The organism is Streptomyces malaysiensis subsp. samsunensis, from assembly GCF_024519315.1.
Lineage (GTDB): Bacteria > Actinomycetota > Actinomycetes > Streptomycetales > Streptomycetaceae > Streptomyces > Streptomyces malaysiensis.
Genome location: NZ_JANIIC010000021.1, coordinates 112,578 through 134,112, shown reverse-complemented (window position 1 = coordinate 134,112; position 21,535 = coordinate 112,578). Strand labels below are relative to the sequence as shown.

At 71.9% G+C, this 21,535-nt stretch carries 19 protein-coding genes; 12 read left to right on the top strand and 7 right to left on the bottom strand.

Going from position 1 to position 21,535, the window contains the following annotated elements:
- The first annotated feature begins 446 nt into the window (after positions 1-446).
- From NQU54_RS19620 to NQU54_RS19605, 4 genes are read left to right on the top strand one after another with little or no spacing between them, the layout of a single operon-like run.
- Positions 447-1,193 carry an amino acid ABC transporter ATP-binding protein gene (locus tag NQU54_RS19620; RefSeq protein ID WP_306278860.1) on the top strand — a complete coding sequence of 249 codons (747 nt, stop codon included), beginning with the start codon at positions 447-449 and terminating at the stop codon, positions 1,191-1,193.
- 17 nt (positions 1,194-1,210) lie between these two features.
- Entirely contained in the window at positions 1,211-2,125 is a 915-nt protein-coding gene (locus NQU54_RS19615) for a glutamate ABC transporter substrate-binding protein (RefSeq protein WP_372505947.1), read from the top strand.
- A gap of 10 nt (positions 2,126-2,135) precedes the next feature.
- On the top strand, positions 2,136-2,780 hold the full coding sequence (locus NQU54_RS19610; RefSeq protein ID WP_257632172.1) for an amino acid ABC transporter permease: 645 nt from the start codon (positions 2,136-2,138) through the stop codon (positions 2,778-2,780).
- A complete protein-coding gene (locus NQU54_RS19605; RefSeq protein ID WP_257632171.1) occupies positions 2,777-3,646 on the top strand; it encodes an amino acid ABC transporter permease in 870 nt (289 codons plus the stop codon). Before NQU54_RS19610 ends, NQU54_RS19605 begins: the two co-directional genes overlap by 4 nt.
- Before the next feature lie 22 nt (positions 3,647-3,668).
- On the opposite strand, the gene NQU54_RS19600 is transcribed toward NQU54_RS19605, so the two are convergent.
- From NQU54_RS19600 to NQU54_RS19590, 3 genes are all read right to left on the bottom strand, one after another.
- Positions 3,669-5,297, bottom strand: coding sequence for an alpha/beta fold hydrolase (locus NQU54_RS19600; RefSeq protein WP_257632170.1), 1,629 nt, complete (start codon positions 5,295-5,297; stop codon positions 3,669-3,671).
- 487 nt (positions 5,298-5,784) lie between these two features.
- Entirely contained in the window at positions 5,785-6,081 is a 297-nt protein-coding gene (locus NQU54_RS19595) for a DUF6204 family protein (RefSeq protein ID WP_257632169.1), read from the bottom strand.
- Complete coding sequence (locus NQU54_RS19590; protein WP_257632168.1) at positions 6,078-6,731, bottom strand: TetR/AcrR family transcriptional regulator; 654 nt, start codon at positions 6,729-6,731, stop codon at positions 6,078-6,080. Before NQU54_RS19590 ends, NQU54_RS19595 begins: the two co-directional genes overlap by 4 nt.
- A 91-nt stretch (positions 6,732-6,822) precedes the next feature.
- Here NQU54_RS19590 and NQU54_RS19585 point away from each other — a divergent pair, with 91 nt between their 5' ends.
- Both NQU54_RS19585 and NQU54_RS19580 read left to right on the top strand, forming a co-directional pair.
- Complete coding sequence (locus NQU54_RS19585) at positions 6,823-7,602, top strand: ABC transporter ATP-binding protein (RefSeq protein ID WP_257632167.1); 780 nt, start codon at positions 6,823-6,825, stop codon at positions 7,600-7,602.
- 27 nt (positions 7,603-7,629) lie between these two features.
- Positions 7,630-8,382 carry an ABC transporter permease gene (locus NQU54_RS19580; protein ID WP_257632166.1) on the top strand — a complete coding sequence of 251 codons (753 nt, stop codon included), beginning with the start codon at positions 7,630-7,632 and terminating at the stop codon, positions 8,380-8,382.
- A gap of 57 nt (positions 8,383-8,439) precedes the next feature.
- Here the strand turns inward: NQU54_RS19580 and NQU54_RS19575 are convergent, their stop codons facing one another.
- Complete coding sequence (locus NQU54_RS19575; RefSeq protein WP_257632165.1) at positions 8,440-9,207, bottom strand: hypothetical protein; 768 nt, start codon at positions 9,205-9,207, stop codon at positions 8,440-8,442.
- 275 nt (positions 9,208-9,482) lie between these two features.
- On the opposite strand from NQU54_RS19575, the gene ggt reads away from it, so the two are divergent.
- Positions 9,483-11,258, top strand: a complete 1,776-nt coding sequence (gene ggt / locus NQU54_RS19570; RefSeq protein ID WP_257632176.1) for a gamma-glutamyltransferase — start codon at positions 9,483-9,485, stop codon at positions 11,256-11,258.
- A gap of 93 nt (positions 11,259-11,351) precedes the next feature.
- Here the strand turns inward: ggt and NQU54_RS19565 are convergent, their stop codons facing one another.
- The 3 genes from NQU54_RS19565 to NQU54_RS19555 are packed head-to-tail and all read right to left on the bottom strand — an operon-like array spanning position 11,352 to position 13,920.
- A complete protein-coding gene (locus tag NQU54_RS19565) occupies positions 11,352-11,909 on the bottom strand; it encodes an isochorismatase family protein (protein WP_257632164.1) in 558 nt (185 codons plus the stop codon).
- A 53-nt stretch (positions 11,910-11,962) separates the two neighbouring features.
- A complete protein-coding gene (locus tag NQU54_RS19560) occupies positions 11,963-13,447 on the bottom strand; it encodes an MFS transporter (RefSeq protein WP_257632163.1) in 1,485 nt (494 codons plus the stop codon).
- Positions 13,444-13,920 (bottom strand): MarR family winged helix-turn-helix transcriptional regulator, encoded by a 477-nt coding sequence (locus NQU54_RS19555; protein WP_257632162.1) that lies wholly within the window; start codon positions 13,918-13,920, stop codon positions 13,444-13,446. The genes NQU54_RS19560 and NQU54_RS19555 overlap by 4 nt, the downstream gene beginning before the upstream one ends.
- 162 nt (positions 13,921-14,082) lie before the next feature.
- On the opposite strand from NQU54_RS19555, the gene NQU54_RS19550 reads away from it, so the two are divergent.
- The 5 genes from NQU54_RS19550 to NQU54_RS19530 all read left to right on the top strand — a co-directional run bounded on the left by NQU54_RS19550 (position 14,083) and on the right by NQU54_RS19530 (position 21,506).
- A complete protein-coding gene (locus NQU54_RS19550; RefSeq protein ID WP_257632161.1) occupies positions 14,083-16,005 on the top strand; it encodes a hypothetical protein in 1,923 nt (640 codons plus the stop codon).
- Between the two features lie 773 nt (positions 16,006-16,778).
- Positions 16,779-17,621: a nitrilase-related carbon-nitrogen hydrolase gene (locus tag NQU54_RS19545; RefSeq protein ID WP_069867056.1), complete on the top strand. Its 843-nt coding sequence runs from the start codon at positions 16,779-16,781 to the stop codon at positions 17,619-17,621.
- Positions 17,618-19,090: an aspartate aminotransferase family protein gene (locus NQU54_RS19540; RefSeq protein ID WP_257632160.1), complete on the top strand. Its 1,473-nt coding sequence runs from the start codon at positions 17,618-17,620 to the stop codon at positions 19,088-19,090. The genes NQU54_RS19545 and NQU54_RS19540 overlap by 4 nt, the downstream gene beginning before the upstream one ends.
- Positions 19,090-20,490, top strand: coding sequence for a dihydropyrimidinase (gene hydA, locus NQU54_RS19535; protein WP_257632159.1), 1,401 nt, complete (start codon positions 19,090-19,092; stop codon positions 20,488-20,490). Before NQU54_RS19540 ends, hydA begins: the two co-directional genes overlap by 1 nt.
- A 14-nt stretch (positions 20,491-20,504) precedes the next feature.
- Positions 20,505-21,506, top strand: coding sequence for a TIGR03842 family LLM class F420-dependent oxidoreductase (locus tag NQU54_RS19530; protein ID WP_257632158.1), 1,002 nt, complete (start codon positions 20,505-20,507; stop codon positions 21,504-21,506).
- Positions 21,507-21,535 lie beyond the last annotated feature (29 nt).

The window sequence follows — 21,535 nt, the reverse complement described above, 5'->3', positions numbered from 1 at the left end:
GGCTGTGTGCGGGTGCCCGCCCGGCTGTCCGCCGCGTCGGCGTGCCAACCGAGATCGGCCCGCCGGTGCGGGTTCACGCCCTCGCTGCCCGCTGTGAACAGCGTCTGCCCCGCGGACGCCTGGCCCATTGCTCACCGGTCGGCCGCTCGACCGCCGCGTCGCAGGCGGCGCGGTCGGCGCCCCGGCCGGTGAGCTGACCGCGGCGGTCGTCGGCTCGCCGACCCCCGGGGGCTGGGGCGGAGCCCCACCACGCGGCGGAGCCGCATGTCGATGCTTCGGGAAGGGGCGGGGAGGGGAACAGCCCGCCGCAGGCGGCAAGCCCCCCGGACCCCGTAGACCCTGTCGGGCGGTATCCGCCCATCGGTGCGTGTCCGTACCTGATGCTCCGCCATTGCCCGGATAGCTTGCGCTGACCGGGACACAGCGGAAGGCGGGTGGGGCCGGGTATGGCCGTCGGTGAGCCGTTGATCGAGCTGCGCGGCGTCAACAAGCACTTCGGCGCGCTGCACGTTCTGCGGGACATCGACCTCACCGTCGGGCGGGGCGAAGTGGTCGTGATCATCGGCCCCTCCGGCGGCGGCAAGTCCACCCTGATCCGCACCATCAACCGTCTGGAGACCGTCCAGTCCGGCTCCATCGTCGTCGACGGCCGGCCGCTGCCGGACGAGGGCAAGGAGCTGGCGCGGCTGCGGGCCGAGGTCGGCATGGTCTTCCAGTCGTTCAACCTCTTCGCCCACCGCTCCGTGCTCGCCAATGTGATGCTCGCCCAGACCAAGGTCCGCCGGCGCGGGAAACAGGACGCCGAACGGCGCTCCCGCGAACTGCTGGACCGGGTCGGACTCGCCGACCAGGCCGGGAAGTTCCCCGCCCAGCTCTCCGGCGGCCAGCAGCAGCGGGTGGCCATCGCCCGCGCGCTGGCGATGGACCCTCAGGTGATGCTCTTCGACGAGCCCACCTCCGCCCTCGACCCGGAGATGATCAACGAGGTGCTGGAGGTGATGCGTCAGCTGGCGCGGGAGGGGATGACGATGGTCGTCGTCACCCATGAGATGGGCTTCGCCCGCTCCGCCGCGAACCGGGTGGTCTTCATGGCCGACGGCCGGATCGTCGAGGACCGCATGCCGGAGGAGTTCTTCCGGGCCCCGGAGAGCGAGCGGGCCCGGGACTTCCTGTCCAAGATCCTCAAGCACTGAGCCGGGTGATGACGGACATGAGGCGTCTGCGCCGTGCGACCGCCGCCCTCACCATCGCCCTGGCCCTGCTGCTCATGCCCGGCTGCGGCAAGGAGGGCAGCCCGCCCGCCAAGGGCCCCCGGGCCGGGCAACTGCCCACCTACAAGGTGGACACCGCCTTCCGGCTGCCCGCCTCTCCCACCTGGCGCAGGGCCAAGCGCCGCGGCCATCTCACCGTCGGGGTCAAGGAGGACCAGCCCTATCTGGGCGAGCGGGACCCGGCCACCGGCCGCTACTCGGGATTCGACATCGAGATCGCCCGCATGATGTCCGCCTCCCTCGGCTTCGGCCCGGGGACCATCCGGTTCCAGACCATCGCGTCCGCCAACCGCGAGACCGCGCTCCAGAGCGGCCAGATCGACTACTACGTCGGCACCTACACCATCAATCCGCTGCGCAAACGGCTGGTCGGCTTCGCCGGGCCGTACTTCATGGCCGGGCAGTCACTGCTGGTGCGCACCGACGAGAACGACATCCACGGCCCCGCCGACCTCGCGGGCAGGACCGTCTGCTCGGTGGCCGGCTCCACCCCGCTCCAGCGCATCCAGGCCGACTACCCCAAGGCCCATGCGGTCGCCTACGACACCTACTCGGTGTGCGTGGACAATCTGCTCAGCTTCCAGGTGGACGCGGTGACCACCGACAACACCATCCTGCTCGGCTACGCGGCCAAGGTCCCGAACGAGCTGAAGGTGGTGGGCCGCCCCTTCTCCAAGGAGCCGTACGGCATCGGCGTGCCCAAGCGGGACAACGCGCTGCGCTTCGCGCTGGACGACGCGATCCGGACCCATGAGCGCAACGGCAACTGGAAGAAGGCGTACAACGCGACCCTCGGCCTCTCCGGTGTGCCCGCCCCCCAACCGCCCCCCGTCGACCGCTACCGCACCGGCTGAAGGCCATCCCATGGACGTGCTCACCCAGAACTTCTCGCTCTACGGCAAGGGCTTCCTCGGCACCGTGCAGCTGACCGTCTACGCCTCGCTGCTCGCCCTCGCGCTCGGCGTCCTCATGGCCGGATTCCGGGTGGCGCCGGTCGCCTCGCTGCGCGCGTTCGGCACCGGCTGGGTGACGGTGCTCCGCAACACCCCGCTGACGCTGCTGTTCTTCGCGGTGATGCTGGGGCTGCCGCGGTTCGGTCTTGTGCTGCCGTTCACCGTCTTCGCGGTGATCGCGCTCGGCTGCTACACCTCGGCCTTCATCTGCGAGGCGGTGCGCTCGGGCATCAACACGGTGCCGGTGGGGCAGGGCGAGGCGGCCCGCAGCCTGGGCATGACGTTCGACCAGACGCTGAGCGCGGTGGTGCTGCCGCAGGCGTTCCGCTCGGTCATCCCGCCGATCGGCTCGACCCTGATCGCGCTCGCCAAGAACTCCGCCATCGCCGGGTCGTTCAGCGTCACCGAGCTGCTCGGCACCTACAAGCCGCTCAACGAGCGGGGCTACAGCATCATCTGGTCCTTCGTCTGGATCGCCGTCGGGTACCTGATCATCACCCTCGCCATCAGCGCGATCTTCTCCATCCTGGAACGGCGCTGGGGGGTGCGGCGATGACCGCCCCCTCGACCACCGCCCTCTACGACGTCCCCGGGCCCCGCACCCGGCGCCGGCACCGGCTCTACGCGCTGGCCGGGACGGCCGTGCTGCTGGCCCTGCTCGGCTGGGTCGGCTATCTCCTCGTCCACACCGGCCAGTTCGCCTACCGCAAGTGGATGCCCTTCGAGTACAAGGGCATCCAGGAGCTGCTGCTGAACGGGCTCGCGGGCACCCTCAAGGCGTTCGGCATGGCCGCCGTCCTCTCGCTCGCGCTCGGCGGGGTGCTGGCCGCCGGTCGGCTCTCCGAGCACCGCCCGGTGCGCTGGGTGGCCACGCTGGTGGTGGAGTTCTTCCGGGCGATGCCCGTCCTGGTGATGATCTTCTTCATCTTCGTGGCGCTGAAGGTCCAGCCGCTGCCCGCCCTCGTCACCGGGCTGACGCTCTACAACGGCTCGGTGCTGGCCGAGGTGTTCCGGGCCGGGGTGAACTCGGTAGACCGCGGCCAGCGCGAGGCGGCGTACTCGCTCGGCCTGCGGAAGACCCAGGTCATGATGTCCGTGCTGGTGCCGCAGGGGGTGCGGGCGATGCTGCCGGCCATCATCAGTCAGCTGGTGGTGGCCCTGAAGGACACCTCGCTCGGCTTCCTCATCACCTATGAGGAGTTTTTGCACGCCGGAAAGCTGATCGCGTCCAATCTCGACTACGACCTGCCGTTCATCCCGGTGGTCATGGTGATCTCACCCATCTACATCGGGATGTGCATGCTGCTGTCGTGGTTCGCCAACTGGGTGGCCAAACGGGAGCGGCGCAGTGTGAAGACCCGTCAGGTCGAGGTCGCCGCCGCCGAACCGGCCGCCCCGATGCCGGGGGACACCCGCGGCTGAGCCGGGGCGGCCGGACGGTGTCTCAGTCGCGGACCGGGACCGTCAGGTAGGACGGGTCGGCGTCCGGGGACGAGAACGTGAGATGGGCGCCGTCGGGGTTGTGCTCGGTGTAGAGCGGATCGACGGTGTCGACGACCAGCGCCAGGCGGTGGCCGGCCGGGACGTCGTACGCGGTGGAGAACAGCTCCAGATCCACTCCGAAGGGCGTGCCCGGGGCGCGGTCGTGGAAGGTGAACGGGGCGTTGGTGATGAGCTTGCCGACGCCCAGCGGGCCCACGTCGTAGAGATGCGCCACCGCCGTGCCGTCGGAGCGGTCGCCGGTCACGGTGGTGTGGAGCTTCACGGTGCCGCGGACGCGCTGTTCGCGCGCGAAGGCCCCGGTCTGCCAGACGGCCGCGTGGGACCGGGACAGCAGCGGGATCGAGACGAGCGGCGGGATCTTCAGAAACTGGTCGAGGGCGCCGCTGAGCAGCACGGTCCCGGCGTTGGCGGCGGAGTCGTGGTTGGCGGTGATCTTCTCGGTGGTGGTGAGCGGGACGCGGTGCTGTCCGGAGGGGACGGCCGACCAGCTGGGGTAGCCCTCGTAGTCGTCGCCGTCCGCCGTACGGGACATCAGCTGCACCGGCTGCTCGGTGTCGATGCCGTTGCGCTCGCCCTTGAGGTAGCGGTCGAGCCACTGCCGGGCGTGGTTCCAGGCGGTGTTGGGCAGGCCGAGCAGCCCGGTGAGCTCGGCGGTGGCGTGGTCGCCGGGCCGCAGCTCCAGCCGCTTGGGGCCGGTCAGCTTGTCGAAGAAGTCGGCGTAGCTGTTGGGCGGGAAGATCGAGTCGCCCCAGGAGTTGCCCAGCATGATGGCCGCGCCGTTGGCGTTGATCCGGTCCAGGTAGGTGGCGGGGGACCGCTTCTTGCCCCAGGCGATCAGGTCCTGCTCCTTGGCGAGGTTGGAGCTGAAGAAGTCCTCGAGGATCTGCCGGAGTTCCTCGCTGGGCCGGCCGGTCAGCTCCCCGGCCCCGCCGAGCAGCCCGGCGGCCTGGGCGTGCTGGGTGCGGCCGCTGTAGATCGAGCCGACCAGGTCCGCCCAGCCGCTCATGGCCACCACGGCCTTGATCCGCGGGTCGGCGCCGGCCGCGAGCAGGCCGATCCCGGCGCCGTAGGAGAGCCCGGCCATGCCGATGTGGTCGGGGTCGGCGGGGGTGTTGGCGAGCGCCCAGTCGATGACCCTGGAGGCGTCGGCGATATCGGGCGGCCCGGCCGTCTCGATCCTCCCGCCGGACTGCCAGAAGCCGCGGGTGTTGTAGGTCAGCACCACATAGCCGGCTTGGGCCAGCTTCTTGGCCTGGGCGAGATATTCGACCTGGGGCAGGGACCAGCTGGTGGGCAGCACGACGAGGGGAAGGTGGCGGGAGGCGTCGGCGTTCGAGGGTGCCACGACGTTGGCGGCCAGACGGACACCGCCGTCGCCGGGGATGTCGACGAACCGTATGGAGACGCCGGAGGCGGCGGGGTCGGCGGTGGCCGCGGCCGCGGTGGCCGCTGTCGGGGCCGGTGTTGTGGCCTGGGCGGCGGGGGCGAGTCCGAAGGCCGCACCGGCCAGGACGGTCACCGAGACGGCGGCGGCGGTGGTGGGACGCGGGGCTTTACGGGCAGGGGTCACTGTGGCTCCTGGTGGGGATGCCGTGGGGGCGGGGGAGCACCGGTGCTTGTGACCCGACGGTAACCCCGGGGTTTACCGACGGTAATAGCGTGGTAAGTTACGCCTGGGTAACGATAGGGGCCGAGGTCGGCTGCCGGGGCCGGCCCGGCTCGGGGTGCTATCCGGGGGCCGGACCCGCAGGGGTCCGGCCCCGCCGATGCGGAGTCCCGTACGCCGTTGAAGTGCCGCGCCGGCGCGGGGGTTTGACCCGTCGCCGAGCACCGCCCGCGCGAGGTCCGCCCGTCGCCGCGCCTCGCCCCCGTGCGGAATCCCGCCTGCCCTTGTATCTCGTCCCCGCGTGGAACCCGGCCTGCCCCTGGGCCTCGTCCCCGTGCGGAATCCCGCCTGGCCCTGGCATCTCGTCCCCGCGTGGAACCCGGCCTGCCCCTGGGTCTCGCCCCCGTGCGGAATCCCTCCCGTCGCCGAGTGCCGCTCGCCCCGCGGGCGTTCAGCCGCGTCCGCCCTTGCGGCGGATCTTGATGTGCCGCATGTCCGTCACCCCGACGCGGAGGATCCGGTGGGGGTAACCATGCGCGGCAAGCGCCGCGACGGCCCGCTCGGTCGCCTCGGGTTCACCGTCGTCCGGCCCCGCCGGAACCTGGCAGCGGAAGGTGAACGCCGAAAGGCTCCGGTCGCAGGTGAAGGTGCCCGCCTCGGTGAAGGCCAGCTGGGCGGAGTCGACCGCGGTGCGCAGCGCCTCGCGCTCGTCCTCGCCCAGCTCCTCGAAGGCGCCGCGGATGGTCACTCGGAACACGGTCGCCCCTCCCGTACGGCGTAGCCCAGCATCGGCGCGCCGAGCATCTCCTCGATGGCGTCGAGGAGTTCCGTCACGGCCTTGGCGATGGTGCCGGGGCGCTCTCCCGCCGTGACGCGGCGGCCGATCTCGCCGAAGATCAGTGAGTGATAGCCGCTGATCTGGGCGGCCACCACGCGCGGCAGCGGATCCTCCGGCGCCGCGCCGGTCTCCTCGGCGAGCACGGCGGCCAGTTCGTCGTTCATGTGGTGGCCCAGCTCCTCCAGCCGGGCGACCAGTGTGGGCGCCCCGCGCATCATCGCGAAGAACGGGCCGAAGCCCTCGGTCAGCCCCAGTGTGCGATCGCGGCGCTCCACCTCCTCGCGCAGCCGGTCCAGCACCGCCTGCGCGGCGGACCGGCCGGGCGGGCGCTCGCGCACGATCTCGGCGAGCCGCCGCGGGGACGCCTGGTCGGGCGGCAGGACCAGGTCCTCCTTGGCCGGGAAGTAGTTGTAGACGGTGTTGACGGACACCTCAGCCGCCTCGGCGACCTCGGCGACCGTGACCCGGTCGAAGCCCCGCTCCATGAACAGGCCGGTGGCCACGTCCGCGATCCGCCGGCGTGTACGGCGCTTGTGCTTCTCCCGCAGTCCTTCGCTCATGGCCGTCAGTGTATCCCGTTGCAAACTTGCATCTGCCTGAGAGTTTTAAGTCGATTGCAAGTTTGGAGCCCGTTGTGCTCTGATCGTGGGCATGTCCTCATCCGTCATCCGCGTTCGCGGTCTCACCCGGACCTTTTCGCTGGGCAGCGGCCGCGTGCACGCAGTCCGCGGTATCGATCTGACCGTCGGCCGCGGCGAGATCCTCGGCTTCCTCGGCCCCAACGGGGCCGGTAAGACCACGACCCTGCGCATGCTCACCACCCTGCTGCCGCCCAGCGGGGGCGAGGCCGAGATCGCGGGCCGCGATCTGCTGCGCGATCCGGCGGGCGTACGCCGGCGGATCGGCTATGTGGCCCAGTCGGGCGGCCTGGACCCCGCGTGCTCCGTACGCGAGGAACTGGTCACCCAGGGTCGGCTGCATCTGATGTCCAAGGGCGAGGCTGCCGGGCGTGCCGCCGAACTCGCCGCCGACCTCGGCCTTTCGGGGCTCATGGATCGCCCGACCGCAGCCCTCTCCGGCGGTCAGCGCCGCCGGGTGGAGATCGCGCTGGGCCTGGTCAACCGGCCCCGAGTGCTCTTCCTCGACGAGCCCACCACCGGTCTCGACCCCGGCAGCCGGGCCGAGCTGTGGGACCTGGTGCGGCGCGTCCGCGCCGAGCACGCCACCACGGTCTTCCTCACCACCCACTACCTGGACGAGGCCGACGCGCTCGCCGACCGGATCGTGGTCGTGGACGCCGGGCGGATCGTCGCCGAGGGCACCTCCGCCGAGCTCAAGCGCCGCCATGCGGGCGATCCGGGCGCCAGCCTCCAGGACGCCTTCCTCGCCATCACCGGCCGGGCCACGGCCGGTCAACCCCTCGCCATCTGAGCCATCCGACGCACCCAAGGGCCACTCATGACTCTTCTCGCCCACACCGGCATCGTCTTCGGCCGGTGTCTGCGCTCCACGCTTCGCTCGAAGACCAATCTCGTCTTCGGGATGCTCCAGCCGCTGCTCTTCCTCGCCCTCTTCGGACCGCTGCTGACCGGGCTCGACATGGGCGTCAGCGGATCGTCCTGGCAGACGCTGGTCCCCGGGGTGCTCGTCCAGCTCGCCCTGCTCGGCGGGTCGTACGTCGGACTCGGACTGCTGATGGACCGCAACCTCGGCGTACTGGACCGGATGCGGGTCACCCCGGTCAGCCCGTCGGCGCTGCTGCTCGGCCGCACCCTGCGCGATGTCGTCCAGCTGGTGGCCCAGTCGGTGCTGCTGGTGCTGCTCGGCCTGGCCTTCGGGCTGCGCGCCCCGCTCCCCGGGGTGCTGCTCGGGCTGCTGTTCGTGGCCGTACTCGCGGCGGCCCTGTCCGCGCTCTCCTACGGGCTGGCCATGAACGTCCGCACGGCCCCGGAGTTCGCCGCCATCGCCAACACGGCCGGTATGCCGCTGATGCTGCTCTCCGGGCTGCTGCTGCCGATGGCCCTGGCCCCCGGATGGCTGGCGGGCGCCTCGCGCGCCGTGCCGTTCCGTTACACCGTCGACGCGGTGCGCCAGGCGTTCCTGGGGCACTACGCCAACACCACGGTCGCCGTCGGGGCGGCCGTGACCCTGGGCCTGGCGGCGCTGTGCCTGCTGGGCGGGGCGCGGCTGTTCGGCCGGGTCGGGACCTGAACCGGCCCCCGCTGCCTCAGCCGCCCTTCCTCAGTCGTCCTTCTCAGCCCCGCTGCCTCAGTCGTCCTTCGCCGCTGCCTTGGTGGCCGCCTTCGCCGCGGCGCGGGGGCCGGCCGAGGAGGTCGCGGGCTTGGTCACATCCGCGACCACCTCCACCAGGTCCGGGCCGTACGACTGGGAGTTGACCACCTTCAGCAGCAGGCAGAAGGAGCCCTGGGAGCCGTACTTCCGGGCGAACCGGGTGCGGTTGCGGACGAGGTGGCGGACGGCGGCGCGATGGGTGACCGGCCGCTGACCGGCCGCCAGGAAGACCGGCCGGCTGTCGTCGCCCGCCGTCAGCCGGGCCAGCAGGACATGCTCGACCGCGCCCGGCTCCGGGCGGTAGTGCGTACCGGCGATGGTGAACGTCCCCCGCTCCATGCCGGGGTCGTCCCCGGGGTGCACGGTGACGCCGGGCAGCAGATTGGCCATATGGGCGGCGAGCCTGCGGTGCGCGGTCGGATCACCGATGCAGAACTCGGTGCGCGCCCCGAAGCCCTGCAACCCGGTGTCATGCGGGGCCACCTCGGGGTGTGCCCCGCAGTTCTCCACGACCGACGCGATACTCAGCAGCGCCAGCGCGTCATGGCGGGGGATGCTCCAGTGGGCCGAAGTGCTGTCCCGGTGGGTGACCAGCACACACTCCGAACCGTCCGGCAGGCCGAAGAAGAGCTGCTCGCGGGCGCGCTTGCGGCGCGCGAACGCGGAGTGCACGGCCCATCCGGCGGCCAGGCCCACGATCAGGGCCGCCGCGGAGGCGATCAGGTCCGTCAGGGTGTCTGTCATGGCCGCGCATCGTAGCCGCCCATTGGGTACACGTTCGAGCGTACGGGTGAACGAATACAGGAACGGACACATGAACGGATGGCGGGACGGAACGCTCATCCACCCCTGTCGTGAGCATGAGGCTCGCGGGTAGGCTCCGGCCCTGTCGTTTCGCTTGGAGGTCACGGATGGGGCACGCCGCACGATCAGCCGCGTCGTCAACGAGGTCCATCACTCCCGCGACCGCCGCGGCGGGCGTCCGGCGCCGGCTGCCCGCGCTGGCGGCCGCGGCCGGTATGGTCGCGGTGCTGGGCGTCGTCCCGGCCGGTGCCGCCGGGCATGAGAGCGCCGCGGAGGCGCCTCCCGCCAAAACGCCCGAGGCCGTCGGCTACGGCGGCGCGGTCTCCAGCGTGGACCCCGACGCCTCGGCGGCCGGGATCGACGTACTGCGGCACGGAGGCAACGCGGTGGACGCCGCGGTGGCGACCGCCGCCGCGCTCGGGGTCACCGAGCCGTACTCGGCGGGTGTCGGCGGCGGCGGATACTTCGTCTACTACGACGCCAAGCGGCACCAGGTCCAGACCCTCGACGGCCGCGAGACCGCGCCCCGCAGCGCGGACAAGAACCTCTTCCTCGACAAGGACGGCAAACCGCTGCCGTTCGCCGACGCCGTCACCAGCGGGCTGAGCATCGGCACCCCCGGCACCCCCGCCACCTGGAACGACGCCCTGAGGAACTGGGGCACCCGATCGCTGGGGCAGGTGCTCAAGCCCGCCGAGCGGCTGGCCGACGACGGCTTCACGGTCGACGCCACCTTCCGCCAGCAGACCGCCGACAACGAGGCCCGCTTCAAGGACTTCCCGGCCACCGCCGAGCTCTTCCTGCCCGGCGGCAAGCTCCCGGCGGTCGGCTCGACCTTCCGCAACCCCGACCTCGCCCGTACCTACGCGCTGCTGGCCAAGAAGGGCGTCGGCGCCATCTACAAGGGCGAACTGGGCCGTGACATCGTCGACACCGTGCGCAAGCCGCCCGTCGACCCGAAGGCACAGCGGGTGGTGCGCGCGGGCGATCTGACCACCGAGGACCTGCGGGCCTACGGAACGAAGCGGCAGGCCCCGACCCGGACCTCCTACCGCGGTCTGGACGTGTACGGCATGGCGCCCTCGTCCTCCGGCGGCACCAGCGTCGCCGAGGCGCTCAACATCCTGGAGCGGACCGACCTCTCCAAGCTCGGCGACGCCGAGTATCTGCACCGCTATATCGAGGCCAGCCGGATCGCCTTCGCCGACCGGGGCCGCTGGGTCGGCGACCCCGCCGCCGAGGACGTCCCCACCAAGGGGCTCACCTCGCAGCGGTTCGCCGACTCCCGCGCCTGCCTGATCAAGGACGACGCGGTGCTCAAGAGCCCCGTACCGCCCGGTGACCCGAACCACCCGACCGCGCCCGGCTCCTGCGACACCCGTGGCCACGCCGCCCCGACCACGTACGAGGGCGAGAACACCACGCATCTCACGGTCGCCGACAAGTGGGGCAATGTGGTGGCCTACACCCTCACCATCGAGCAGACCGGCGGCAGCGGGATCACCGTCCCCGGTCGTGGCTTCCTGCTCAACAACGAGCTGACCGACTTCTCCTTCGCGCCCGCCGACCCCGCCGTCCACGACCCGAACCTGCCGGGCCCGGGGAAGCGGCCGCGCTCGTCCATGTCGCCGACGATCGTGCTCGACGGCCACAAGCCGGTGCTGGCGCTGGGCTCCCCGGGCGGGGCGACCATCATCACCACCGTGCTCCAGACCCTGCTGAACCATCTCGACCGGGGCATGCCGCTGGTCGACGCGATCGCCGCACCGCGCGCCAGCCAGCGCAACGCCGCCCAGACGGAGCTGGAACCGGCTTTGTGGAACGGCCCGGAGCGCGCCGAGCTGGAGGCGCTCGGCCACTCCTTCAAGCAGAACCCCGAGATCGGGGCGGCCACCGGTGTGCAGCGGCTGTCCGGCGGACGGTGGCTGGCGGCCGCCGAGACGGAGCGGCGGGGCGGCGGCTCGGCGATGGTGGTGAGCCCGAAGCGCTGAGGATGATGTGACGCCGGCGGGCTCCGGGTGTTCGTGCCGGGAGCCCGCCTGCGCGGCATGTGGTGTGCTCGGCCCGCTTTGAGCAGCGGGCTTTCAGCCCAGCAGGCCCATGATCGCGTCGGTGGAGTCGGTCTCCCCGAGCCGGGGGAAGATCTTCTCGACGCTGTTGCGGTGCGCCTCGGCGTCCATGTCGGTCATGGCGTCGGTCGCGAGGGTCACGTGATACCCGTGCGCGTACGCGCCACGGGCCGTGGACTCCACCCCGATGCTGGTGGCGACGCCGCCGAGCACCACCTGGGTCACCCCGCGGCGGCGCAGCTGGAGGTCGAGGTCGGTGCCGTGGAAGGCGCCCCAGGTGTGCTTGGTGACCACGACATCGCCGTCCTCCTGGCCGAGTTCCGGCGCCAGGTCGGCGAAGTCGGCCGGGAACCGCCCGCCGGCGGCGCCGCGCTGTGCCTCGGTGCGGCCCGGGGCCCCGGCCACCACCCGGACCAGGACGACCGGCAGCCCGCGCTTGCGGAAGGCGGCGGCCAGCCGGGCGGCGCGCTCGACGACCTCGGCGGTGGGGTGGACGGTGGGCAGTCCGGTGATGCCCTTCTGGAGGTCGACGAGGACCAGGGCGGTGTTCGGGTCGAGCGTGGTGGCGGGCACGGTGCCTCCTGGAGTGGGTTTCTTCGAAGGGGATTACGGGGGAATGGCTGTGGTCAGGTGCGGGCGCGGGCGCGCAGGGCTTGGTCGGTGGCGGTCAGCAGCAGCACCGCGAGGCTGAGCGCGGCCGCCACCGTGGCGATGCCGTGCAGCCCGGCGGCGGTCGCCCGCTGCCCGTAGAAGAGCCCGATCAGCCCGGCGGCGGTGATCGCGCCGAGGTACTGCGAGGTGCGCTGGAGCCCGGCCGCCGCGCCGACGCTCTCGCGCGGGGCCTGGGTGTAGACGGCGGCCTGGTTGCCGGTCGAGGACAGCCCCTGCGGCAGCCCGAAGACCACCGCGACCAGCAGCAGCGCCACCAGCGGGGTGGACCCGTCGGCGAGCAGCAGCACCCCGCTCCCCGCGGCGAGCAGGGTGGCCGCGAGGACGAGCGGCGCGTAGATGCCCTTCGTACGGGCGCCGAGCAGTGAGCACACGGCGGCCGCGCCCGACATGGGCAGCATGATCAGCCCGGCGTGGGACGCGGAGTAGCCGTGCCCCTCCTCGAGCCACTGCGCGTATCCGTACATGACCATGTAGATGACCAGGTACGCCGTGCCGTGGCGGAGGTAGGTGAGGGCGAGGGATCGGTTGCGGCCGATCATCCGCAGATCGATGAAGGGGCGGGGGCGGCGCAGCTGCCACCAGGCCAGGACGGTCGCGAGCACCAGGACGACGGGCAGCAGCGCCCAGTGGGGCCGCTCCAGATCCATCAGGAAGATCATGAGGGTGGTGAGGGTGGCGGTGAACAGCGTGACCCCGAGCGGATCGAAGGCCGCGCCCGCCGTCCGCGCCCCGGAGTCGTGGCCGTCCCCGGCCGCCGTACGGGTCCTGGGGAGCCAGAGCAGTGCGAGGGCGAGGCCGATGAGGGACAGCGGCACATTGACCGCGAAGATCGCCCGCCATCCCGCCGTGGCGGTGAGCACCCCGCCCAGCACCGGACCGACCGCCGCGCTGCCGAGCGCGGCGAGCGAGAGCCGGCCGAGCACGGGACGCGGCGTCTCCCGGCCGGTGGCGAAGGACTGGGCGCGCAGCAGCGCCATCGCCGCCGGGTAGGCCGCGGACGTACCGATGCCGAGCAGCACCCGTGAGGCGATCAGCCAGCCGAACGCGGGCGCCAGCGCGCCCACCAGCCCGGCGGCGCACACCAGCAGCAGCCCCCAGAGGAAGACCCGGCGCGGCCCGAGCAGATCGGCCAGCCGCCCCATCGCCGGCTGCGCCACGGCGCTGGCGAGGTAGAGGGAGGCGACCAGCCAGGCGGTCTGTGCGGCGCCCACGCCGAAGTCATGGCCGATGGCCACGAGGCCGGTGGCGATCATCGTGGAGTTGACGGGGTTGAGGACCGAGCCGATGAGCAGCGGGGTCATCAGCCGGGGGCCGAAGGGGTCGGCGGGGACGGTGCCCACCGTTTCGGCCGCCGCTATGACGGGTTTTTCCGCGGCGGCGGGTTTTTCTACGGCGGAGGGCTCTTCCGTGGCGGCGGGCTTTTCCGCGGTGTCCGTCATTCCTGGACCAGGCGCTTGAGGAGCTCGGTGGCCTCGGCGAGGGTGCGGCGCTCAGCGGCGTCGAGGCGGGTGTCGATCGCGTCGAGCAGCCAGCTCTGCTTGGCCTGCCGTACGGATGCGATCGCCTGCCGCCCCCACTCGGTGACCGAGAAGACCACCTGCCGTCCGTCCGTGGGATGCGGGGCCCGCTCCACCAGCGCCTGCTCCTCCAGCGCCGACAGGATCATGCGCATCGACTGCGGCCGCACCAGCTCGGCGCGGGCCAGCGCGGCGGTGGTGGTCGGCCCCTCGGTGTGGAGCCGGCCGATGACCGCGCGCTGGGAGGGGGTGAGCGCCCCCTGCGAGGAGGCCGCCCGCATACGGCGCATCAGCAGGCTGACGACCGCGGCGAGGTCGGCGGCGATGCGCTCCTCCGCGCGGGGGCTCTCTGCCGGAGCGGCGGTCGCGGCGGGCGGGTTATCAGGCGTGGCCATATGCGACACGGTAGGAGATCGACAGGCAAACTTGCAAGTTTGCCTGCTGTGTGCGGAGGAGGAAAACCGTCCGTAGCACGGCCGTAACCGGGTCCGTAACACGCGGGGTGTCGAATGCGTGGCCTTGGGTCGTGCATCGTCCGGGGTGAGGGGGTGGCCACGGTGAGCGGGCAACTCCCGCCCGAGGTCGAGGAGTTCGCGAGATACCTGCGGGCGCTGACGAGAGGGCTGGACGCGGGGACGGGCTGGTACGGCGTCTTCGCCCTCCGCGACCCGCAGGGGCTGCGGGCCTGTCTCGACGGCCTCGAGGTGCCGCCGTGGGACCTCGTCCAGTCCCTGCTCCAGGACCTCTCCGCCCGGCACGGCCCCCAGATCGCCGAGGATGCGGCGGCCCGCGCGGCGACCCTCTACCGTGCCTCGGTCGCGGCCCACGACGCGGGACCCGGCGCCCGCGAGGCGCTCCAGGGCCGCCTGGACGGCATGCTCCGCCAACAGCGCAACGCAGCTTCGCGCGAACGCGACCTTCGCGCGGCGGTGTCCGCCGCCGAGGACACGGCGGCCCGGGAACGCCTTGCCGCGGACCTGGCGTGGGCCCACGACGACTGGCAGCGCGCCACGGCCCGCACGGAAGAACTCCACGCCCGCCTGGCCGCAACGACGGCGCCCCCGCCATCGGGTGCCCCCGCGCCCGCCACGTCCGGCTACTCCCGGGGTCACGCCCCGGGACCCGAGGCAACCCGCGTGGCCGCAACGGCGACGCCCCCGCCGCCGGGCATCCCCGCGCCCGCCACGTCCGGCTACTCCCGGGGCCACGCCCTGGAGCCCGAGGCAATGGGGGCTCAGGGTGCCCTGGCGGGTGCCGAAGGCGGGGCCGATGGTGGGCACCTGCGTGGGACGCGGTTCGCGGCGGCGTACGAGGGGGAGGGCGGCGGCACCACAGGGGTGGCCGCCGCCCCCGGCGCCGCGCCGCCCCGGCAGTCCGCGAGCGACACAGAGCCGGCCGGGCCGGTCGGCGAACCGGGAGCCCCCCGCCCCTCGGGCGCATCGCCCGCGCCCACCGCCGTCCAGCCCGCCCCCGCGAGGTCTCGGCCGCGTGGGGCGCGGTTTGCCGGGGTGGAGGAGGCGGACGTGGCGTCCCGCCTCTCCTGGCCGTCCGCCCCGGAGGTCACGGCGGCGGCCCCGGCAGTGGGACTCACGCCACCGGGCACCCCTGAGAGTGCCGCAACGTCCGCTGTGGAGCCGAGCGCGGATGCGTCTGCCACGCAGAGCCGGGAACCCAGCGCGGCCACGACTGCGCCCGCCCCCGCCCCCGCGAGGTCTCGGCCGCGCGGTGCGCGATTTGCCGGGGCCGGGGATACGGGGGCGGCGGCACCTCCCTCGGCTGCGTCGCCCTTGGCGGAGAGCGAGGCCGAGGTACGCGCGACCCCGCGTGGTGCGCGGTTCGCCGGGGCGTACGGCGGCGAGGAGGGCGACAAGCGCCGTAAGCGGGACAGGGCGGCCGACGACGGGCGGCGGCTCGCCCGCGAGGCGGCGGAGCGCGCCGAGGCCCGACGCGCCGCCCAGGAGGCGGTTGCGCGGCTCGGCCGACTCCGGGCGGAGGGACGCACAGGCGAGGCCCATGTCGTGCTGTACGAGGCCGCCGCCTGGCCCGCCCAGCGGCTGCCTGTCCTGGCGGAGGAGTTGGAGCGCGCCGGGCTCAGGGCCGATGTGTCCACCCTGCTGTGGGAGATGGCATGCCTGCCGCCCGCACGACTCGCCGCCGCTGCCGAGGCGCTGGTCGCGGCGGACCGCGAGGTCGAGGCCGAGCAGCTGCTGCGGCAGAGCGTCTCGCGTCCCGTCCTCGAGGTGGCCCACACCGCCCTGTCGCTCCTCGCGGCGGGCGCCCGTCGCGAGACGGCCCTTCTGCTGGGGGCGCTGATCCGGGCTCGTACGCCGGAGGAGGCGGCGCGGGCGGCGGCGGAGGATCCGGCCGCGCTGATACCCCTGCTCCTCGACGCGGCGGCCGAGGTGTCCTCCGGCAGCCAGCACGACCTCGCCCATGCACTGCGCATGGCTGGCCTGCCGGGCGTACCCGGTCTCGCCTGACGCCGGGGCTCTGAGGCTGGGGGTCTGGGGTTGGGGGTCTGGGGTTGCTCGGTTCGGTTTGGGTGCGGGTTTCGTTTCGCGCCTTCGGCGCATTTGAGCAGCGGGGTGCGGGGGTGGGGGGTGCGGCATCGCCGCCGGGCGCCGGGCCGGTGGGTGCGGGCGCCGGTGGCGGCTCCTCTGGCCAAGGGCTGGGGTCGGCGCCGGACAGCCGCGAGGGGTTGGGTTACCCCCTCCGAAAACGTTTGACAAATTAGTTGCTTCAGATCAAGCGTTTTTTCGAGGGGTACCCGGAGCGCCCGTCAATCCGGATCCCGGGATCAAGGCAGCCGCCCCGGCGACGCGGTCCGCCGTCTTCCATCAGGCCGCCGCCCTCGCCAGCCCGACCCCCGGGCCACGGGAGCCGCCCCCAAGGCCCGCTTCACCGGCCCGACGGCTGGCAATGGGCCCGCGCCGATTTCCACGCGCCACCCGCCGGCAGTCCGGCATCGGCCTCAGTCCTCGGGCGCAGGTGCCGCCCCGGCGCCCGCACCCACCAACCCGGCGCCCGGCGACGTGCCCGCGCCCCCCACTCCCTGTCCCGCTGCTCAATTTGCGCCGAAGGCGCGAGACGAAACCCGCACCCAAACGAGCAGCCGAGCAACCTCACCCGAAAAAACACGAAACGTGATCGTCTTTGTTGAGTAACGGCGGCGGTATTGCCAGAGTGGTCAGTGCGCTCTTACGTTCTTCACAGCCGGATTCTACGTGCGTAGACACAGGTTGAGGAGCTGCTCATGGCCAACCTCGTACGTGCCGCTCTCGTCCAGGCCACCTGGACCGGCGATACCGAATCGATGATCGCGAAGCATGAGGATTACGCCCGGCAGGCGGCCGCGCAGGGCGCCAAGGTGATCGGCTTCCAGGAGGTGTTCAACGCGCCGTACTTCTGCCAGGTGCAGGAGGCCGAGCACTACCGGTGGGCGGAGCCCGTGCCGGACGGGCCGACCGTCCAGCGTATGCGGGAGCTGGCCCGGGAGACCGGGATGGTGATCGTCGTCCCCGTCTTCGAGCTCGAGCAGTCGGGCTTCTACTACAACACCGCGGCCGTGATCGACGCCGACGGCAGCTATCTGGGCAAGTACCGCAAGCACCACATCCCGCAGGTCAAGGGGTTCTGGGAGAAGTACTACTTCAAGCCGGGAAACCTGGGCTGGCCGGTGTTCGACACCGCCGTCGGCAAGGTCGGCGTGTACATCTGCTACGACCGCCACTTCCCCGAGGGCTGGCGCGCGCTGGGCCTGGCCGGGGCGCAGCTGGTCTACAACCCCTCGGCCACCTCGCGCGGTCTCTCCGCCTACCTCTGGCAGCTGGAGCAGCCCGCCGCGGCCGTCGCCAACGAGTACTTCATCGCCGCGATCAACCGCATCGGCACCGAGGAGTACGGCGACAACGACTTCTACGGCTCCAGCTACTTCGTCGATCCGCGCGGCCAGTTCGTCGGCGATGTGGCCAGCGACAAGGAGGAGGAGCTGATCGTCCGCGACCTCGACTTCGGTCTGATCGACGAGGTGCGCCAGCAGTGGGCGTTCTACCGCGACCGACGACCCGACGCCTACGAGGGGCTGGTGCAGCCATGAGCGGCCACACCGACGGCGGCAATGCCGTAAAGGGCAATGGCAACGCCGTAAAGGGCAATGCCGTAAAAGCCAACGGCGTAAAGGGCAACGGCGTGAATGACGGCAATGACGTAAAGGACGGCAACGGCGCAAAAAACACCAAGCGCGACCTGAGCCGCGGGCCCCACGCCACCCTCCACGCACGGCACCAAGCCGTCCTCCCCGACTGGCTCGCCGTCTACTACCAGCGCCCCATCGAGATCACCCACGGCGAGGGCCGCCATGTCTGGGACGCCGAGGGCAACCGCTACCTCGACTTCTTCGGCGGCATCCTCACCACGATGACCGCACACGCCCTCCCCGAGGTGACCAAGGCGATCAGCGAGCAGGCGGGCCGGATCCTGCACACCTCCACGCTCTACCTCGACCGGCCCATGGTCGAGCTGGCCGAGCGGGTCGCCGCCCTGTCCGGTATCCCGGACGCGCGGGTCTTCGTCACCACCTCCGGCACCGAGGCCAATGACACGGCCCTGCTGCTCGCCACCACCCACCGCCGTTCCAACCAGATCCTGGCGATGCGCAACAGCTACCACGGCCGCTCCTTCTCGGCCGTCGGCATCACGGGCAACCGCGGCTGGTCGCCGACCAGCCTGTCGCCGCTCCAGACGCTGTACGTACATGGCGCGGTGCGCACCCGCGGTCCGTTCGCCGGGCTGTCGGACGGGGAGTTCATCAAGGCGTGCGTGGCCGATCTGGAGGACATCCTCGGGCAGGCGCACGGCAATGTCGCCGCGCTGATCGCCGAGCCGATCCAGGGCGTCGGCGGCTTCACCTCGCCGCCCGACGGGCTGTTCGCCGCCTTCCGCGAGGTGCTTGACCGGCACGGCATCCTGTGGATCACCGATGAGGTGCAGACCGGCTGGGGCCGCACCGGTGATCACTTCTGGGGCTGGCAGGCGCACGACGGCTCCGGGCCGCCCGACATCCTCACCTTCGCCAAGGGCATCGGCAACGGCATGTCGATCGGCGGTGTCGTCGCCCGCGCCGAGGTCATGAACTGCCTGGACGCCAACTCCATCTCCACCTTCGGCGGCAGCCCCATCACGATGGCCGCCGGTCTGGCCAACCTCAACCACCTGGTCGAACACGACCTCCAGGGCAACGCCCGCCGGGTCGGCGGGCTGTTGATCGAGCGGCTGCGCGCCGCCTGCGCCGGTCTGGACACCGTGCGCGAGGTCCGCGGCCGGGGGCTGATGATCGGCGTCGAGCTGGTGGAGCCGGGCACCGGCGAGCCGTCCCCCGAGGGCGCGTCCGCCGTGCTGGAGGCGGCCCGGGAGGGCGGGCTGCTCATCGGCAAGGGCGGCGGGCACAACAGCAGCGTGCTGCGGATCGCCCCGCCGCTCAGCCTCACCGTCGCCGAGGCCGAGGAGGGTGCGGAGATCCTCGAGGCCGCCCTCGGGACCGCCCGGTCCGGAAGGAGCGCGAGCTGATGTCCCGTACCGTGATCCGCGGCGGGCTGGTCGTCACCGCCGCCGAGGAGACCTCGGCCGATGTGCTGATCGAGGACGGAAAGGTCGCCGCCCTCGCCGCGCCCGGCAACGAGTGGGCAAAGGGCTGGACCGCCGACCGTACGATCGACGCCACGGATAAGTACGTCATCCCGGGCGGGGTGGACGGGCACACCCATATGGAGATGCCGTTCGGCGGCACCTTCGCCGCCGACACCTTCGAGACCGGCACCCGGGCGGCGGCCTGGGGCGGCACCACCACCATCGTGGACTTCGCCGTCCAGACGGTGGGCCACGCCCTGCGCGAGGGGCTGGACGCCTGGCATCTCAAGGCGCGGGGCAACTGCGCCATCGACTACGGCTTCCACATGATCCTCTCCGATGTGAACGAGAGCTCGCTCAAGGAGATGGATCTCCTGGTGGGGGAGGGCGTGAGCAGCTTCAAGCTGTTCATGGCCTATCCGGGGGTCTTCTACAGCGACGACGGGCAGATCCTGCGGGCCATGCAGCGCGCCTCCGCCAACGGCGGGCTGATCATGATGCACGCCGAGAACGGCATCGCCATCGACGTCCTGGTGGAGCAGGCCCTGGCCGAGGGCAGGACCGACCCCCGCTACCACGGTGAGGTCCGCAAGGCGCTGCTGGAGTCGGAGGCGACCCACCGCGCCATCCAGCTCGCCCGAGTGGCCGGCGCCCCGCTGTATGTGGTCCATGTGTCGGCCGAGGAGGCCGTGGCCGAGCTGACCCACGCCCGTGACCTGGGGCTTCCGGTTTTCGGCGAGACCTGTCCGCAGTATCTGTTCCTGTCCACGGACAACCTCGCCGAGCCGGACTTCGAGGGCGCCAAGTACGTCTGCTCCACCCCGCTGCGGCCCGCCGAGCACCAGGCGGCGCTGTGGCGGGGGCTGCGGACCAACGACCTCCAGGTGGTCTCCACCGACCACTGCCCGTTCTGCTTCGCCGGGCAGAAGGAGCTGGGCCGGGGCGACTTCTCCAAGATCCCCAACGGGATGCCGGGCGTGGAGCACCGGATGGACCTGCTCCACCAGGCCGTGGTGGACGGCCATATCTCCCGCCGCCGCTGGATCGAGATCGCCTGCGCCACCCCGGCCAGGATGTTCGGCCTCTATCCGCGCAAGGGCACCATCGCCCCCGGGGCCGACGCCGACATCGTCGTCTACGATCCGCTGGCCCGGCAGACCCTGTCCGCCGAGACCCACCATATGAACGTCGACTACTCGGCGTACGAGGGCAAGCAGATCACCGGGCGGGTCGAGACCGTGCTCTCGCGCGGTGTCCCCGTCATCGACGGGCGGGAGTACACCGGGCGCGCCGGGCACGGCCGGTTCCTCTCGCGCGACACCTGTCAGTACCTGAGCTGAGCCAGGGAGCGAGCATGGACTTCGGACTCGTGTTGCAGACCGATCCACCCGCCTCGGCCGTCGTCGAGCTGATGCGCCGCGCCGAGCGCAACGGCTTCGGCTACGGCTGGACGTTCGACTCCGCCGTGCTGTGGCAGGAGCCGTTCGTCATCTACAGCCAGATCCTGGCCCGGACCGAGCGGCTGATCGTCGGCCCCATGGTCACCAATCCGTCCACCCGCACCTGGGAGGTGACCGCCTCCACCTTCGCCACCCTCAACGAGATGTACGGCAACCGCACCGTCTGCGGTATCGGCCGCGGCGACTCCGCGCTGCGGGTGGCGGGGCGCAGACCCAACACCCTCGCCCGTCTCGGCGACGCCATCGACGCCATCCGCGATCTGGCGGAGGGCAGGGAGGCCGTCGTGGACGGCAGCCGGATGCGCATCCCCTGGATCGAGAACAGCGAGCTGCCGGTGTGGATGGCGGCGTACGGCCCCAAGGCGCTCGCGCTGGCCGGGCGGAAGGCCGACGGCTTCATCCTCCAGCTCGCCGACCCCTTCCTGACGGAGTGGATGGTCAAGGCGGTGCGTACCGCGGCCGCCGAGGCCGGGCGCGATCCGGACGCGCTCACCATCTGCGTCGCCGCCCCCGCGTATATCGGCGACGACCTCGACCACGCCCGTGAGCAGTGTCGCTGGTTCGGCGGCATGGTCGGCAACCACGTGGCCGACCTGGTGTCCCGCTACGGCGACCACTCCGGCGCCGTACCCGAGTCCCTGACCGCGTACATCAAGGAGCGGCAGGGGTACGACTACGCCCACCACGGCCGCACCGGAAACCCGGACACGGCCTTCGTCCCCGACGAGATCGTGGACCGGTTCTGCCTGCTCGGCCCGGCCGAGGCGCATATCGAGAAGCTGGAGCGGCTGCGCGACCTGGGGGTCGACCAGTTCGCCGTCTACGCGATGCACGACGCGAAGGAGCGCACGCTCGACGCGTACGGCGAGCGCGTCATCCCCGCGCTCACCGGCTGACACCCGCCGGCCGGTGGTGGACCACCGGC

Bases quoted from the DNA above. Each gene is read 5' to 3' on its own strand.
- NQU54_RS19620 (WP_306278860.1), top strand. From the start codon at position 447: ATGGCCGTCGGTGAGCCGTTGATCGAGCTGCGCGGCGTCAACAAGCAC.
- NQU54_RS19615 (WP_372505947.1), top strand. From the start codon at position 1,211: ATGAGGCGTCTGCGCCGTGCGACCGCCGCCCTCACCATCGCCCTGGCC.
- NQU54_RS19610 (WP_257632172.1), top strand. From the start codon at position 2,136: ATGGACGTGCTCACCCAGAACTTCTCGCTCTACGGCAAGGGCTTCCTC.
- NQU54_RS19605 (WP_257632171.1), top strand. From the start codon at position 2,777: ATGACCGCCCCCTCGACCACCGCCCTCTACGACGTCCCCGGGCCCCGC.
- NQU54_RS19590 (WP_257632168.1), bottom strand. From the start codon at position 6,731: ATGAGCGAAGGACTGCGGGAGAAGCACAAGCGCCGTACACGCCGGCGG.
- NQU54_RS19585 (WP_257632167.1), top strand. From the start codon at position 6,823: ATGTCCTCATCCGTCATCCGCGTTCGCGGTCTCACCCGGACCTTTTCG.
- NQU54_RS19580 (WP_257632166.1), top strand. From the start codon at position 7,630: ATGACTCTTCTCGCCCACACCGGCATCGTCTTCGGCCGGTGTCTGCGC.
- NQU54_RS19575 (WP_257632165.1), bottom strand. From the start codon at position 9,207: ATGACAGACACCCTGACGGACCTGATCGCCTCCGCGGCGGCCCTGATC.
- ggt (WP_257632176.1), top strand. From the start codon at position 9,483: ATGGTCGCGGTGCTGGGCGTCGTCCCGGCCGGTGCCGCCGGGCATGAG.
- NQU54_RS19560 (WP_257632163.1), bottom strand. From the start codon at position 13,447: ATGACGGACACCGCGGAAAAGCCCGCCGCCACGGAAGAGCCCTCCGCC.
- NQU54_RS19555 (WP_257632162.1), bottom strand. From the start codon at position 13,920: ATGGCCACGCCTGATAACCCGCCCGCCGCGACCGCCGCTCCGGCAGAG.
- NQU54_RS19545 (WP_069867056.1), top strand. From the start codon at position 16,779: ATGGCCAACCTCGTACGTGCCGCTCTCGTCCAGGCCACCTGGACCGGC.
- NQU54_RS19540 (WP_257632160.1), top strand. From the start codon at position 17,618: ATGAGCGGCCACACCGACGGCGGCAATGCCGTAAAGGGCAATGGCAAC.
- hydA (WP_257632159.1), top strand. From the start codon at position 19,090: ATGTCCCGTACCGTGATCCGCGGCGGGCTGGTCGTCACCGCCGCCGAG.
- NQU54_RS19530 (WP_257632158.1), top strand. From the start codon at position 20,505: ATGGACTTCGGACTCGTGTTGCAGACCGATCCACCCGCCTCGGCCGTC.